16 protein-coding genes are annotated in these 15,696 nt (G+C 45.1%); 1 reads left to right on the top strand and 15 read right to left on the bottom strand.

The genetic code is table 11. The features are described from left to right. Positions 1 to 130: 130 nt before the first annotated feature. The 4 genes from HFM85_RS04225 to mtaB form a co-directional block, all read right to left on the bottom strand. Positions 131 to 400: a DUF1292 domain-containing protein gene (locus HFM85_RS04225; protein ID WP_173737327.1), complete on the bottom strand. Its 270-nt coding sequence runs from the start codon at positions 398 to 400 to the stop codon at positions 131 to 133. 68 nt (positions 401 to 468) lie between these two features. Further along, positions 469 to 924: a Holliday junction resolvase RuvX gene (gene ruvX / locus HFM85_RS04230; RefSeq protein ID WP_173737328.1), complete on the bottom strand. Its 456-nt coding sequence runs from the start codon at positions 922 to 924 to the stop codon at positions 469 to 471. Between the two features lies 1 nt (position 925). Next, entirely contained in the window at positions 926 to 1,198 is a 273-nt protein-coding gene (locus HFM85_RS04235) for an IreB family regulatory phosphoprotein (RefSeq protein ID WP_015527087.1), read from the bottom strand. Positions 1,199 to 1,287: 89 nt separating this feature from the next. Then, positions 1,288 to 2,616 carry a tRNA (N(6)-L-threonylcarbamoyladenosine(37)-C(2))-methylthiotransferase MtaB gene (gene mtaB, locus HFM85_RS04240; protein ID WP_173737329.1) on the bottom strand — a complete coding sequence of 443 codons (1,329 nt, stop codon included), beginning with the start codon at positions 2,614 to 2,616 and terminating at the stop codon, positions 1,288 to 1,290. A gap of 130 nt (positions 2,617 to 2,746) precedes the next feature. Here mtaB and HFM85_RS04245 point away from each other — a divergent pair, with 130 nt between their 5' ends. Further along, positions 2,747 to 2,983: an HPr family phosphocarrier protein gene (locus HFM85_RS04245; RefSeq protein WP_015527084.1), complete on the top strand. Its 237-nt coding sequence runs from the start codon at positions 2,747 to 2,749 to the stop codon at positions 2,981 to 2,983. Positions 2,984 to 3,169: 186 nt separating this feature from the next. Here the strand turns inward: HFM85_RS04245 and thiI are convergent, their stop codons facing one another. The 11 genes from thiI to HFM85_RS04300 form a co-directional block, all read right to left on the bottom strand. Beyond that, the gene (gene thiI / locus HFM85_RS04250; protein ID WP_173737330.1) at positions 3,170 to 4,351 is read right to left on the bottom strand and encodes a tRNA uracil 4-sulfurtransferase ThiI; all 1,182 of its coding nucleotides are present in this window, start codon (positions 4,349 to 4,351) and stop codon (positions 3,170 to 3,172) included. Positions 4,352 to 4,371: 20 nt separating this feature from the next. Then, positions 4,372 to 5,526, bottom strand: coding sequence for a cysteine desulfurase family protein (locus HFM85_RS04255; protein ID WP_173737331.1), 1,155 nt, complete (start codon positions 5,524 to 5,526; stop codon positions 4,372 to 4,374). A 3-nt stretch (positions 5,527 to 5,529) separates the two neighbouring features. Beyond that, the gene (locus HFM85_RS04260; RefSeq protein ID WP_173737332.1) at positions 5,530 to 6,273 is read right to left on the bottom strand and encodes a 16S rRNA (uracil(1498)-N(3))-methyltransferase; all 744 of its coding nucleotides are present in this window, start codon (positions 6,271 to 6,273) and stop codon (positions 5,530 to 5,532) included. 4 nt (positions 6,274 to 6,277) lie between these two features. Further along, positions 6,278 to 7,231, bottom strand: a complete 954-nt coding sequence (gene prmA, locus HFM85_RS04265) for a 50S ribosomal protein L11 methyltransferase (RefSeq protein ID WP_173737333.1) — start codon at positions 7,229 to 7,231, stop codon at positions 6,278 to 6,280. Between the two features lie 158 nt (positions 7,232 to 7,389). Continuing rightward, positions 7,390 to 8,580, bottom strand: coding sequence for a molecular chaperone DnaJ (dnaJ, locus tag HFM85_RS04270; RefSeq protein WP_119240925.1), 1,191 nt, complete (start codon positions 8,578 to 8,580; stop codon positions 7,390 to 7,392). 21 nt (positions 8,581 to 8,601) lie between these two features. Beyond that, positions 8,602 to 10,494: a molecular chaperone DnaK gene (dnaK, locus tag HFM85_RS04275; protein WP_015527076.1), complete on the bottom strand. Its 1,893-nt coding sequence runs from the start codon at positions 10,492 to 10,494 to the stop codon at positions 8,602 to 8,604. Positions 10,495 to 10,551: 57 nt separating this feature from the next. Further along, on the bottom strand, positions 10,552 to 11,187 hold the full coding sequence (gene grpE, locus HFM85_RS04280; protein ID WP_173737334.1) for a nucleotide exchange factor GrpE: 636 nt from the start codon (positions 11,185 to 11,187) through the stop codon (positions 10,552 to 10,554). A gap of 18 nt (positions 11,188 to 11,205) precedes the next feature. After that, complete coding sequence (gene hrcA, locus HFM85_RS04285) at positions 11,206 to 12,249, bottom strand: heat-inducible transcriptional repressor HrcA (protein WP_015527075.1); 1,044 nt, start codon at positions 12,247 to 12,249, stop codon at positions 11,206 to 11,208. Positions 12,250 to 12,423: 174 nt separating this feature from the next. After that, entirely contained in the window at positions 12,424 to 13,677 is a 1,254-nt protein-coding gene (locus tag HFM85_RS04290; RefSeq protein ID WP_243097477.1) for an ABC transporter substrate-binding protein, read from the bottom strand. A gap of 15 nt (positions 13,678 to 13,692) precedes the next feature. Continuing rightward, on the bottom strand, positions 13,693 to 14,802 hold the full coding sequence (locus HFM85_RS04295) for a glycoside hydrolase family 172 protein (RefSeq protein WP_173737335.1): 1,110 nt from the start codon (positions 14,800 to 14,802) through the stop codon (positions 13,693 to 13,695). A gap of 36 nt (positions 14,803 to 14,838) precedes the next feature. Continuing rightward, complete coding sequence (locus HFM85_RS04300; RefSeq protein ID WP_119240922.1) at positions 14,839 to 15,693, bottom strand: carbohydrate ABC transporter permease; 855 nt, start codon at positions 15,691 to 15,693, stop codon at positions 14,839 to 14,841. Between the last annotated feature and the right edge of the window lie 3 nt (positions 15,694 to 15,696).

Consider the following 15,696-nt stretch of genomic DNA (forward strand, 5'->3'; position numbering starts at 1 on the left):
TTATTCCCGCCCCTGTACTGTCTTGTCCTTGATCCAGCGTTTCTCTGTCTTGGTCCCTGTCTTCTGGAACCGCCTGCGGAGTTAAAGTTTCTGTTTTCCGCGTTTCTGTTGTCACCGTTGTTCTCGCTTTTCAAAAATCGCTCCTCCATTCAAAATTCACGTCATCCAGCATCTGCTGAAAAACTGCGTATACAGCCTGAAGCTCCTCTTCATCCTCGACTATCTCATAACAAGCTTCAGTGCTTCCCGGAGCTGAAATGTCCTTCAGAATATATGCGTCTGCTTCCTCATCCTGTGAATCGGACACCAAAAGATAAGTCACACCCGCAATGTTGGTCTGCTCCTCTACGTAAAACTCAGCAGTTGTGCCGTCGTCTGACTGAAATATTATTTTTTCCATATTTAATTCTTCCTTATCCGTTCTTGTCAGGCGGATATTATGATCCGCGTTCCTGTTTCGTTCGTGGTCTACTCTTCCGGGTTATCGTTCTCCCGCGCTTTTTTGTATGCTGCGGCATCCAGATATCCCTGCAAAATAAAGACTGCAGCTACCTGATCCAGATACTGTTTACGGTCTTCCTTATGCACGCCAGTCTCTTCCAGTGTACGGTCCGCTGCCATGGTAGTCAGTCTTTCATCCCACATAATAACAGGCAGGCCTGTACGTTTCTCCAGCATTTCCTTGAATTCCAGAGATTTCTCAGCCCGCTCTCCTACGGTATTGTTCATATTCTTCGGGTATCCCAGAACGATCTCTGTCACCTGATACTCCGAAATGATCTCTTCAATACGTGCCAGTGTACGGCGCAGCTTGTTCTCCTGCTTGCGCCATACTGTCTCCACGCCCTGTGCTGTCAGACCAAGAGGATCGCTTACTGCAACTCCCACTGTCTTCGAGCCGTAATCCAGTCCCAGTACTCTCATATTACCGTTCCCAGGATTTATTCTTGATATACTCGGTAAGAAGTTCCTCTACCAGCTCATCACGCTCCACCTTCATGATCATGCTTCTCGCACCCTTGTGGCTGGTGATGTAGGTCGGGTCTCCGGACATAATATATCCTACGATCTGATTTACCGGATTGTATCCCTTCTCATCCATTGCATTGTACACCAGGTCCAGGACTTCTTTTACCTGAAGTTCCTGATCCGGTTTTGTTCTGAAATACTGTGTATTTCCCAGATTATTCTCTGCCATTATCTCTCACGTCCTTAAAATATATTCTTTTTTATTTTAATATAAATTTACATAAATTACAATCTTAATTTTAAGCGAGCTCTCATTCTCTACTCCACAACTTTGCCTGTCATGATATGTTCTTCCAGAAATTCCTCCGCTCTCACTTTCACAATATCATTCACACCGTAGCTTTCAGACTTTTTCACAGCTGTCCTGATATATTCCCGGCTATGTCCCAGATACCAGGTCTGGCCGTCTTTTTTGTACTCTTCCTCTATAAGAACTTCCAGTATTTTTCCAAGCATGGATTTCTCGTAATCGCTTGCATGTCTGTGATGCATGGCGATCATTTTTTCACTGCGAAGAGCTTTTTCGGCCTCTGTCAGCTGTCCATCCATGGCAGCTGCTTTTGTTCCCTGTCTTCTGGAATACTTGAAAATATGTGTCTCATAGAAACGGATACTGTCCACAAAATCATAGGACTTCTGAAATTCCTCTTCTGATTCCTTCGGAAAACCAACGATCACATCTGTAGTCAATGCCGGATTTCCGTAAACTTCCCTTAAAAGCTCACAGCGTTCCCTGTATTCGCCACTTCTGTATCTGCGGTTCATTCTCTCAAGGGTTTCATCGCAGCCACTTTGAAGGGAAAGATGAAAATGCGGGCAAACCTTCGGAAGTGCAGCAATCCCTTCTGCAAATTCTCTGGTAACGATTCCAGGCTCCAGGGAACCAAGACGGATTCTTTTGATTCCTTCAATCTCATGAACTGCACGGATCAGCGAAAGCAACGTCTCTTTCTTCTCCTCCGGGAAGTCCACTCCATAGGAGCTTAAGTGGATTCCTGTAAGAACTATCTCCTTATATCCTTTTTGGGAAAGTGCACGGACTTCTTTCAGCACACTTTCAATATTGCGGCTTCTCACACGGCCTCTTGCATAAGGAATGATGCAGTAGGTACAGAACTGGTTGCATCCGTCCTGAACCTTAATGTACGCTCTTACATGCTCCGCTGTATGATCAATGGAAAGATCCTCGTATTCTTTTGTCTGATTGATCTTGATCACGTGAGAGTCGTGGCCCGGTTTGTTCTCGGCATATTCTGCCAGTGCATCCACGATATTTCCTTTCCGGTTATTGCCAAGCACAAGATCAATAGCCTCATCCTTTTCCAGCTTGTCTCCACCTGTCTGTACATAGCAGCCTGTTGCCACAACAATGGCCTCCGGATTCATTTTTTTTGCTTTGTGGAGCATCTGCCTTGATTTTCTGTCTGCAATATTGGTGACAGTACAGGTATTGATCACATAAATATCCGCTCCCGGTTCAAAAGGTACGATTTCATAGCCTGCCTCCTCCAGGAGCTGCTGCATAGCTTCAATTTCATAAGCATTGACTTTGCAGCCAAGATTGTGTAATGCAACTTTATTTCCCATGTTTCCTCACTTTTTTTACATTTTAACTAATTATTGAAACAATTTTTATCTCTTTTTACCTTGACTTTTCTGGGGCCGACAGGTAAGATGAAAGCTGTAAAACAAAAATCTATCAAGGGAGGTTATTATAATGAAAACAGCTAAAATCTCACTGAACTCCATCGATAAGGTGAAGGCATTCGTAAACGAGATCAGCAAATTCGACTGCGATTTTGATTTAGTGTCCGGAAGATATGTGATCGATGCAAAATCCATCATGGGTATCTTCAGCCTGGATCTCTCCAAGCCAATCGACCTCAACATCCACGCAGACGGCGCTGCTCTGGATAACGTAATGCAGATTATTTCCAAATATACAATCGACTAATCCATGATGTATATTTGAGAGGAACTGTATGGAACATGCAGTTCCTCTTTTTTCATGTGATAAACTATATGGATGAATGGGTCGCACACCGGAATTTCCCTTTTTTCCGGTATGCGGCTTTTTTATATTGCAGTTAAGCCTCATCCATTTCATGAAACCTGTTTACCGGGGTTCCTTTTCTCTCATTTACCGGATCTCAATAATTTCAGTTGTGTTCAGTGCAGTCTCCATCAGCTCATCAATCTTCTCAGAGAGTTTCTGCTCAGAACGGCGGATCACTTTGAGATTGGGCTTCGTTACCGGATGCTTGGCAACAAAAATAGTACAGCAGTCCTCAAACGGCTGTATGGATGTCTCAAAAGTATCGATCTTTCTGGAAATGCGGACGATCTCCTCTTTGTCAAAGCCGATCACCGGACGGTATACAGGCAGTGTGCAGACTTCATTTGTGGAAGCAAGGCTCTGTAATGTCTGGCTTGCAACCTGTCCAATGCTCTCACCTGTGATCAGGCCAAGACAGCGGTCTTTTTTCGCAAAGTGCTCAGCAATACGCATCATGTATCTTCTCATAATGATAGTAAGCTCATCATGCGGGCACTGATCATAAATATAAAGCTGGATATCTGTAAAATTAACAACATGAAGGCGAATCGGTCCACTGTATTTTGCTACCAGACGGGCAAGATCCACAACTTTCTGTTTGGCACGTTCGCTTGTGTAAGGCGGTGCATGGAAATATACCGCATCGATCTTAACTCCACGTTTTGCGATCATATAACCGGCAACCGGACTGTCTATTCCGCCGGAAAGAAGCAACATGGCTTTTCCGTTGGTTCCGATGGGCATTCCGCCTGCTCCCGGGATTGTCTGGGAATATACATAGATTTTGTCACGGATCTCAACAGAAAGATCCAGTTCCGGATGATGAACATCCACACTTGCCTCAGGAAAAGCATCCAGAATACGTCCACCCAGCTCTGCGCTGACTTCCATAGAGCTGATCGGATAAGACTTCTTTGCACGGCGTGTCCATACCTTGAAGCTTCCGTTAAAGTCCGGATGCCACTGCTTCATATATCCAACCACATCTTCTGCAAGCTTCTCAAATCCCTGTTCCTCATAAATCATAACCGGACAGATACCAACAATACCAAATACATGCTGCAGTGCATCCACAGCCTCATCATAATCATAATTTTCCGGACAGAATACATAGACTCTTCCCTGCTCTTTTTTTACCTCAAACTCGCCCTCAATCTTGGAGAGTGCGATCTCCATCTGATGTACGAGAGCATCTTCAAAACGGTAGCGGTTTTTTCCCTTAAGGGCAATCTCCGCATATTTGATCAGAAATGCGTGTACTAACATAAAAATTCCTTTCCTGTATATTATCTGCGTGCATATTTGCGCAACATTGGAATCGATTTCTTCAGGGTATCGATGCAGTAATCCACTTCCTCAAAAGTATTCTCCTCACAGAAGCTGATACGGACAGTGCTCTCCACATCAGCTCTTGATAATCCCATTGCTGTCAAAGTCGCACTTGGTTTTCTCTTATGGCTGGAGCATGCACTTCCTGCGGAAATATATACTCCGAATTCTTCCAGTGTATGAAGCAGAACTTCGCTCCGGACTCCGTGGAAGGTAACGCTCATAATGTGCGGTGCCCCCTCATTTAACGGCATTCCGTTGACAGTAACGTCTCCAAGTTCTCTTAAGCCCTCTGCCATCCGCTGTTTCAGGTCATAGAGGTGCTGTATTTTTTTGTCAAAATCTGTGTAAACCATCTCAGCTGCCACACCAAGACCTGCAATTCCCGGTACATTGTCTGTTCCGGAACGCATACCGTTCTGTTGCCCACCACCAAGGATCTGAGGCTGTACTCTTACTTTCTCATTGATGTAAAGAAATCCCACACCTTTCGGGCCGTGGATCTTGTGGCTGCTCACAGAAAGAAGGTCTATTCCCAGTTTCTTCGGATAGATACGGTACTTACCAAATGCCTGGATCGCATCTACATGAAAAAGTGCTTTCGGACTTTTCTTATGAACCAGTTTTCCAATCTCGTCGATCGGCATCACCGCACCAACTTCATTGTTTACATACATAACAGACACAAGGATCGTATCCGAACGCAAAGCTGCATCCAATGCATCCAGCTTTACAACTCCCCGCTCGTCAACAGGTAGAATTGTCACCTCATAGCCCTGCTCCTTCAGATAAGCAAAAGGCTGGGCCACCGCTGCATGCTCTACTGCTGTTGTGATGATATGGTTTCCCATACGCTTATTGGCTTCCACACCGCCAATGATGGCAAGGTTATCCGATTCTGTTCCACCGGAGGTAAAAAGAATCTCTTTTTCATTCACTTTCAGTAATTTTGCAAGGGTCTGGGCACTTCTGCGGACATAATTCTCCGCTTCCATTCCCTTTTTATGCATGGCAGAAGGGTTTCCAAAATCTTCTGTCATGGTTTTGCAGACAATATCCTTTACTTCATCGAAGCATCTCGTTGTCGCGGAATTGTCAAAATATGCTTCCATAATCTATTCATCCTCCAGTTGAAACATCAGAACAGAAAGTACTGCGAGTCCCGCGGTTTCCGTCCGTAAGATTCGGTGTCCCAGGGTGATAGGTTTCGCACCCGCTTCCATGGCATCTGCCACTTCCTGCTCTTCAAAACCACCCTCAGGGCCGATAAAGACACCTATGCTTTTTCCCGGTTCGATCGACCGGATCAGCTCCTTTGTCTCTTTCATTCCTTTTGCAAGCTCATAAGGGATCAGCAGAACGTCCAGTTCTTTTGCATAGGCAAGGGCCTCTTTAAAAGTCATCACTGAACGGACTTCCGGTACCAACATACGCTTGGACTGTTTTGCCGCACTCTCTGCGATCTGCTGCCAGCGTGACACTTTTTTCTCTGCTTTCTTATTATCCAGTTTTACCACACAACGTCTGGTTGAAACCGGAACTACGGAATATGCTCCAAGCTCTACTGCCTTCTGGATGATCAGCTCCATCTTGTCTGCTTTCGGCAGGCCCTGAAACAGATAAATGCGATTTTTCAGCTCATAATCCGGCTCCTGAACATATAAAATATGAAGAAGTACCTCATCCTCTTCCGTACTTTCAATCACACAGTGGTACTCTTTTTCTTTATCGCTGATCCAGAGCTCCTCACCTTTTTTCATACGAAGCACATTCGCGATATGATTGACGTCATTTCCTGTGATGTGGATCTCATGTCTGTCCCTGTCGATCTGATGCGGTTCCACAAAAAATCGCTGCATGAGATCAGTCCTTTCTTGCTGTCACAGATACCCACTCGCCCTGATGAGTCACCTCAACAAGAGTCAGTCCGGCGTCTTTTACAGCCTGCACTACAACATCCTCCTTTATATCCAGGATGCCGGATGTAATGTAGTAAGCGCCTTTTTTCATCTGTGCAACGATAACCGGTGTCAGAGGAACCAGAACATCTGCAAGAATGTTTGCAGTTACAATGTCATATTTCTCATATCCGACCTGATCCTGCACCTCTTTGTCATCAATGATATTTCCGATCATCATGTCAAAAGACTTCTCTTCAATCTGATTTGCTTCTTTATTCTCGGATACCGCCGGAACTGCACATGGATCAAGATCTGTTCCTACCACATGGCCTGCGCCAAGCTTTAATGCTACGATTCCAAGGATTCCACTTCCGGTTCCCACATCCAGGATCTCCATGCCTGGCTTCACAAATTTCTTCAGCTGACGGATCACAAGCTGTGTGGTCTCATGCATTCCTGTACCAAAAGCTGTTCCCGGATCAATGTGGAGGATCATCTTGTCCTTATCTTCTGCCTTCACTTCTTCCCAGGACGGCACGATCAGAATGTCGTCTACATAGAACTGATGGAAATACTGTTTCCAGTTATTGATCCAGTCCTTGTCCTCTGTCTGGGATTCTGTGATCGTAGCTTCTCCGATGTCAACAAAACTTCTTAAGTCTTCCAGTGCAGCTTTTACATCCTTCAGGATGGCTTCTGTATCTGCATCTTCCTCAAGATAAAAGTTCAGATATGCAATACCATCATCTGCCGGGCCTTCAGGCATGATATCCACAAACATCTGCGCCTTGTCCTCATCGGTCAGTGGCTGCTTATCCTGGATCTCCACACCTTCAATTCCCACCTCGGCAAGTGTACAGATCACAATATCTTCTGCCTCTGTTTTTGTTTTCAGTGTAAAACGGTTCCATTTCATATTTCTATATCTCCTTATGCTGTATACACATTTACGGATTTTCGTTCCTGTCTGTTGCCTGTTTTCTTTTCCCCAAAAACGGGCACTTCTTTTAATATACACGAATACAGTAAAAAAAGAAAGAGGCATTTTTCGCCTCTTTCCTGTTTTTGCTTCATTTATTCCTCAAACATTTCCTTGACTTTCTCGCGGAAACCTTTTTTCTTCTTTTCCGTTTTTTCTGAAGTCTCGGCTGTACTGTCCTCTGCCGGACGGTTGCCGCATGCCGCGTCAAAAGCTGCCAGAGCTTTCTTTGCATCCTCATTTAAGTTGGTCGGGGTCTGGACTACCAGTGTTACATAATGGTCGCCACGAACGTTCTTGTTGCGTAATGACGGAACACCTTTTCCTTTCAGACGGATTCTTGTATCTGTCTGTGTTCCCGGCTTCACCTCATAAGTCACCTCGCCGTCAACGGTATTAATACGCATCTCACCGCCAAGTGCAGCCTGAGCAAATGTGATCGGAGCTGTTGAAAAGATATTCATATCCTGTCTCTGGAAGATCGGATGACGGGCTACATTTACCTCAACCAGCAGATCTCCTCTTGGTCCACCGTTAGTTCCCGGCTCACCTTTATCACGGATACGGATACACTGACCATTATCAATACCTGCTGGTACAGATACCTGGATCTTCTTTCTGGAAGATGTATATCCGGTTCCACGGCAGGCACTGCATTTTTCTTTGATCACTTTACCGGTTCCGTTACAGTCCGGACAGGTCTGGACATTACGTACCATACCGAACATGGACTGCTGGGTGTAAACAATCTGTCCCTGACCTTTACATTTCGGACAGGTGACCGGTGATGTTCCAGGTTTCGCTCCGGTTCCGTGACATGTGGTACATTCATCCTTCAGAACGATCTCCAGCTCTTTCTCGCATCCGAAAACCGCTTCCTCAAAAGTAATATTCACACGTGCACGAAGGTTTGCCCCCTTCATCGGTCCGTTATTTGCCCGTCTGGTTCTGCCTCCGCCGCCGAAAAGGTCTCCGAAGATATCTCCGAAGATGTCTCCCATATCTGCGCCGTTAAAGTCGAATCCGCCAAAGCCGCCGGCACCGCCTCCGCCGCCGTTTTCGAATGCTGCATGGCCAAACTGGTCATACTGTCTTCTCTTGTCGGCATCACTTAAAACGGAGTAAGCCTCTGTCGCCTCTTTGAACTTCGCCTCAGCCTCTTTATCACCCGGATTTACATCCGGGTGATATTTTTTGGCCAGCTTACGATATGCTTTTTTTAATGTTGCGTCATCGGCGTTTTTATCCACACCTAAGACTTCATAATAATCTCTTTTATCAGCCATTGTAATTATTTCCTACTTGTCTTAGACTTCCTTGTAATCAGCATCTACAACATCATCGCCGTATCCTGCTTCATTTCCGCCCTGAGCACCAGCGTTTCCGCCCATATTGCCCATATCCGGTCCAGGACCAGCCTGACCCTGAGCTCCCTGAGTCTGCTCATACATCTTGGAAAACAGCTTCTGAGCACTCTCCATCATCTTCTCCTGTGCAGCCTTGATGTCTGCAACCTGAGAATCTGTAAGCTCCTGAGCATTTGCAGTCTGTGCAAGAAGATCCTTCAGTGCATTGAGGTCTGCCTCAACACTTGCTTTATCGTTTGCATCAAGCTTATCGCCTGCTTCCTTCAGTGCATTCTCAACCTGGAATACCATGGAGTCTGCATTGTTTCTTGTGTCGATCGCCTCTTTACGTTTCTTATCCTGAGCCTCGAACTCAGCTGCCTCTTTGACAGCTTTGTCGATATCGGAATCGGACATGTTGGAACCAGCTGTGATAGTGATGTGCTGCTCCTTACCTGTTCCAAGATCCTTAGCGGATACGTTAACGATACCGTTGGCATCAATATCAAATGTTACCTCGATCTGCGGAACTCCACGACGTGCTGGCGGGATTCCATCCAGACGGAACTGGCCAAGGGATTTGTTGTCTTTCGCAAACTGACGCTCACCCTGTACAACGTTGATATCTACAGCTGTCTGGTTGTCAGCTGCTGTAGAGAAGATCTGGCTCTTCTTTGTAGGAATTGTAGTATTTCTCTCGATCAGACGAGTTGCGATACCACCCATTGTCTCGATGGACAGTGACAGCGGAGTAACATCCAGAAGAAGGATATCACCGGCACCTGCATCACCTGCAAGCTTACCACCCTGTACGGAAGCACCAAGTGCAACACACTCATCCGGGTTCAGGTTTTTGCTAGGCTCTTTGCCTGTTAACTGTCTTACCTTATCCTGTACTGCCGGGATACGGGAAGAACCACCAACCAGAAGTACCTGGCCAAGCTCGGAAGCTGTGATACCTGCATCAGACAGTGCACGGCGAACCGGCTCAGCAGTCATCTCTACAAGGTCATGTGTCAGCTCATCAAATTTAGCTCTTGTAAGGTTCATATCGAAATGCTTCGGTCCCTCAGCTGTAGCTGTGATGAACGGAAGGTTGATGTTTGTTGTTGTTGCGGAAGAAAGCTCTTTCTTAGCCTTCTCAGCTGCTTCTTTCAGTCTCTGAAGAGCCATCTTGTCGTTGCTTAAGTCTACGCCCTCTGTTCTCTTGAACTCGGAAAGCATGTAATCTGTGACCTTCTTATCAAAGTCATCTCCACCAAGACGGTTGTTACCAGCTGTGGAAAGAACCTCGATAACGCCATCACCGATCTCGATAACAGATACATCAAATGTACCACCACCAAGGTCGTATACCATGATCTTCTGCTCTTTCTCATTGTCAAGACCATATGCAAGAGCTGCTGCTGTAGGCTCGTTGATAATACGTTTTACATCAAGACCTGCGATCTTACCTGCATCTTTGGTTGCCTGACGCTGAGCATCGTTGAAGTAAGCCGGAACTGTGATAACTGCCTCTGTTACTTTCTCACCAAGATATGCCTCTGCATCCTTTTTCAGTTTCTGAAGGATCATTGCGGAGATCTCCTGTGGAGAATATTTCTTATCGTCAATTGTTACACGGTAATCTGTACCCATCTCTCTCTTGATGGATGAGATTGTTCTGTCAGCGTTTGTAACTGCCTGACGTTTTGCAGGCTCACCTACAAGACGCTCTCCTGTTTTTGTGAATGCTACAACGGATGGTGTTGTTCTTGCTCCTTCTGTATTTGCGATAACTGTTGGCTGTCCACCTTCCATTACGGCTACACAGCTGTTTGTTGTACCTAAGTCAATACCAATAATCTTTCCCATGATTTTTTCCTCCTGTTTTAGTCTGTATCTGTAAAATTACAACTTGTTAACAATTAATCAGTTAGCAACTTTTACCATGCTGTGGCGTACTACAAAATCCTTATAAGTGTAACCTTTCTGGAATTCTTCCACCACAATGTTCTCGCCAACCTCTTCATCCTCCACATGCATCACTGCATTATGGAAATCCGGGTTAAACTCTTTACCAACTGCTTCGATCGGCTTCACACCGAGCTCATCCAGTGTTGTGGTAAGCTGCTTGTAGATCATTTTCATTCCATCTGCAAAAGCATCGCCTTCCTGTGCCTGTGCAAGACCTCTTTCGAAGTTATCCACAACCGGCAGGATCTTCTCAACGATTTCTTTCGCTCCGATGATATACATGCTGGATTTTTCTTTTTCTGTTCTTTTACGGAAATTATCAAATTCAGCCATGGTTCGCTTCAGGCGATCGGTAAGCTCCTCCACCTTCTGCTCAGATTTATCTTTTTTCTTCTTTCCGAAGAAGGAAGTCTTTGATTTTTCTTCTTTTTTATCCTGTGGGGCAGTTTCTTCGCCTGGAGTATTATTTTCTTCCTCCGGCAGATCTTCTCCCTCCGGTGTCAGGTTTTTTTCTTCCTGATCTCCGTCAGTTACGGGAATCTCGTTCTCCGCTTCCTGCTCTTCGGATGTTTTCTTTGTTTCCTCCGACACTTTTCTTCTACCGCCTTTCTAAGTTTTCTTCTTTTTCAAAACGTCATCCAGATGATTCTTCAGTTCCTTCAGACTGTCCACTACATTCTCATAATCCATTCTCTTGGGGCCGATGATCCCGATGGTTCCGTACATTCCGTCTCCCAGTTCATATCTGGCAGTTACAATGCTGCAGTCCTTCATGGTCTGGATCGGCATCTCATCACCAATGTAAACCTGGATTCCTGTATTTTCTCCATCTGACATCTGTTCTTTCACAAGATCGGCAAGTTCATGCTTCTCTTCAAATGCGGAGATCAGCTCCGTTGCCTTCTCTTTATCGGCAAGCTCCGGATACTTGAAAATGTTAGTTGCACCTGAAGTGTAGATCTCCATATCTTCCTCTTCCACATGAATAGTGGCTGCCACTGCATCCAGAACTGTGGCCACCACACCACTATGGCTGCCTGCCTGTTCCTTCAGCCTGGCGATCATCCCAAGATTGATATCCTGGATCGGAATCCCATTGAGATTGGTGTTAAGAAGAAGATTCAGCTTCAGGATCGTCTGGTCGTCCATTTCCTCATCCAGATTGATGATCTGGTTCCGGACTGTGTTGTTGTCACTGACAACCACTGCCACAAGCTGAAGCTCGCTCATTCTCGACAGCTGGATGAACTTGATCTTGTTGCCGCTGTACTGCGGAACGGAAACCATGGTAGCGTAATTGGTATTGGAAGCAAGAACCTTCGCAACCTTCTTAAGCACCTTATCCATCTTATCTGTCTTCTCAATGATCAGATCCCGCAGCTCTGCAACCTCGGCTTCCTTCTCCTTCATCAGCTCATTAACGTAAAGTCTGTAGCCCTTATCAGAAGGAATTCTTCCTGCTGAGGTATGAGGCTGGACGATATAGCCCATATCTGTCAGGTCTGACATTTCATTTCGGATCGTTGCGGAACTTACATTGAGATCCGCATACTTGGAAATGGTCCTGGAGCCAACCGGTTCTCCGGTTTCCATATAGGTCTTGATGATTGCTTTTAAGATTTTTTGCTTGCGCTCATTCAACACCTCTTCCATGAAGCCATCTCCTTTCCTTTTTATTCTTCCTGACGGATGTTGATTCTTTTTTATATCTGTTAGCACTCATTTTAGTGGAGTGCTAACATCTACAGTCTTTAAGATATCACCATGTAAAATATTTGTCAATATGTTTTGAAAAAAAGTTCTTATTTTTTCGCAACAAAAAAAGCATCAGTACGATGCTTTTTTGTAATACTGGTCTATGCAGTTCTGTGCCCCGGCAAAAAATTCCGCTTCTGTTTTCTGTCCCAGCACATATTTCTGAAATTCCGTTCCCATGGACGAAACAGCTTCTATGGAATCGGCACACAGTGGTCTTGCCTTCAGCTTATAATCTTTCAGATATTGCCGGATCATTTCAATTCCCTCCAGCTCAAGACTCTTATCCTCGATCACATCCAGTCTTGCCGGACACATTTTTGTCAGCTGTCCGTAATTTTTACTGGCCTCATATCCGGACACATACTGAAGGAACTTCAGAGCTGCTTCTTTATGCGCAGAATTTTTATTCAGTACATACTGCCAGGTTGCGATATTGGTCACCTTCTCGTCAAATTCCGGAAATGGTGCCATATGGAGCTTATCTTTTCCATACACGCCTGCATTCTGAAAGGTACTCAACGCACCAGTATACATGAACATACATCCATACTGGCCGTTTATAAATTTTTCATTCAGCTGGTCATGCTGGTCGATCAGATTCTCCTCTGATATCATCCCTGTATCCAGCATTCGCTTCATATATTCTGCCGCTTCTCTTGTTTTCGGATCCGTCCAGTCTGTATAATCTCCTCCGAAAAAATCGACATACTCGCTGATACTATTATATATGTAAGAAATCTCCCATGCATCCCCGTATGCATATTTTCCCGTATTCTGAAGCTTTTTCTGAAGGATCTCAAGATCACTGAGACAGGAGAGTCTGTCCAGACCAGCCTGATCCAGCAATTCCTGGTTCACCCAGAATGCCATGATATCCATTTTGAACGGTACCGAAAAAATATGTCCGTCTGACATGCATATTTCTTTCAGGTATTCCTGTGGAAAATTCGCCGCTGTCTCCTCTGTCATAACGGTATCTTCCAGCGGAAAAAGAAATCCCTTATTTTTAAATTCGGATATCATCTCATCATTTACTGTGATCAGATCCACCGAATCATCTCCCGATGTCAGAAGAGTTGCTATTTTGGCCTGACGATTGTCCGCATTAGCCGGACATTTTTCGATATGAATCTCTATTCCAAGATCTTTTTCCGCCTGGCTGATAAAAGAATCAAAGCCCTCTGTGCCTGCATCCACATGAAGGATCGTCAGTTCCTGTCTGTTCTCCGGTACAATATCAGATGCAGCCTCCTTCTTCCGGACTCCACATCCTGTCACTGCCAGAGCCAGGGCAAACGCCACGCAAAATACCTGTTTTTTCAATCTCTACCACCCTTTTTATCTGGGCCATCTGTCCTCTTTTGACATCAACGGCTGGAACGGTGCATGAGGAAGTGTCTGATACCAGTATGCTACACTTGCCACATCATCCTGTCGTTCAAACAGGCCACGATATCCGACACCTATCTGCTGAATTGTAACGCGGAGATTCTCTTCAAAACAGATCGGATCCTGTAAATGCCATCTGTAAAATCCTCGCATTGGCGGGCAGTCATCATTGTGATAAAAATTATGGATCAGTTCGTCATGGGCAGAATAATACGGATATCCCAGATATGGCGTATTATAATTCTGTTCCACGGTTTTCCCATCTACCTGCTTCGCAAAGCTCCAGGAACCTCCAAAGTAATCTTCCGTTCCTGTTCCGCAGATAGTCGGATACTCCTCATCTCCGTCAATATAAAATTTCACTTCTCCTTCGCCCCACCAGTAACGTTCCAGTGTGGTAAGTGCCATGTAGGTTCCTATATAATGGCCTTTTCCTTTTACTCCATCCAAAATTGTATAATCTTTTGTTTTTTCTGTCAACCGTTCCCGTCTCCACTGTGCATGGAAATAAGCAATATCGTCCGGAAGCTCATCATAGAGACAGTAATCTACCTGATAAAAGAAAGCCGGTATTTTATTTGCATGCTGGTTTTCCAGTGTGATCTTTGCTTTCTTCTTAAACGGCATCGGGAAATAGCAGTTAAATCCCCTGCTTGGAACAACAGCCACAGGAACAGAATTTACAAAACATTCCCTTCCGAATCCGCAGCAGAAGAAATCACCCAGAGGACTTTCCACGGAAGGAGTTTCCTCGTCATCCCAGTACATACGGATCACAAGATCCCTCAGTACAAAGCAATCTGCCTCTGTAGTCTTGTTATCAACGGTGATCCAGATATGATTGATCTGTCCCGGTCCTTCCATTTCTGCCAGAGTTACCACAGTTCCCGGCTCAATATCCTTAAGACACGGGCTTCCTTTTCTGGATGGTCCCAGATGACTTGCAGCCATACCGCCTCTGCCTTTTTCTCCATGAGGATTTTCCGCGTTGATCGCACGGCTTTTTCCATGCTTTGCAAGTGCGATTCCTCCCAGTCCGCCTGTAAATGCCTGATACATATCTGTTTTCTCCTCTCTTTTGGAAATTAAAAATATTTACGCTTTTACTCCACCTGCCATGATACCATCCATGATCTGTTTCTCAAAAACAGCTACAAAGATAATGATCGGAAGAAGGATGATCCATCCCATGGAGCTGACAAGATCCCACGGAACTCCATACATGTTGTCACGTAACGGAAGCTGTACAATGGAAACGGAAAGTACCTGAATACCATTTGAATAAAACAACGGTGTGAAAAAGTTATTCAGACAGGTAATAAAGTTGATGATGCAAACCGTAGCGATCGCCGGCTTCATCAGCGGCAGAACGATCGTAAACAGTCTCTGTGAAAAAGATGCGCCGTCAATAGCAGCTGCCTCCTCCAGTGAGATCGGGATCTCACCGACAAAGTTTCTGAGGATCAGAACCGTAAACGGTATAACGGTACTGATATAAAGAAGGATAAGTCCCGGATATGTATCATACAGCTTTACCTTCTGCATAAACTCATACAGCGGGCGGGCTGTAACAACCTCAGGGATCAGCATGGTAGCCAGAACAAATGCAAATGCAACAGAAACTCCCTTTGAGTTAAATCTTGAAAAGCCATAAGCTGCCATTGCACACAGCACGGTGCTGATCACAAGAGTAAGACCGACGATCAGTACGGTGTTTCCAATCTTTGAAAGCAGTCCGACATTCTGTAGCAGAAATGTGTAGCTTTCCAGTGTGGGATGATCCGGAAGATAATCAATCGGTGTTTTAAACAGTTCTCCTGCCGGTGTGATCGAAGAAATAAAGATCCAGTAAACCGGGAACAGGATCAGAAAAGCCACGATTGCAAACAGAACCCATCTTCCAACGGATACCACTTTATGATAAACATTATATTTTCCTGTATTCTTCACGAT

Origin of the sequence: Blautia schinkii (assembly GCF_013304825.1) — a bacterium.
Taxonomy (GTDB): domain Bacteria; phylum Bacillota; class Clostridia; order Lachnospirales; family Lachnospiraceae; genus Blautia_A; species Blautia_A schinkii_B.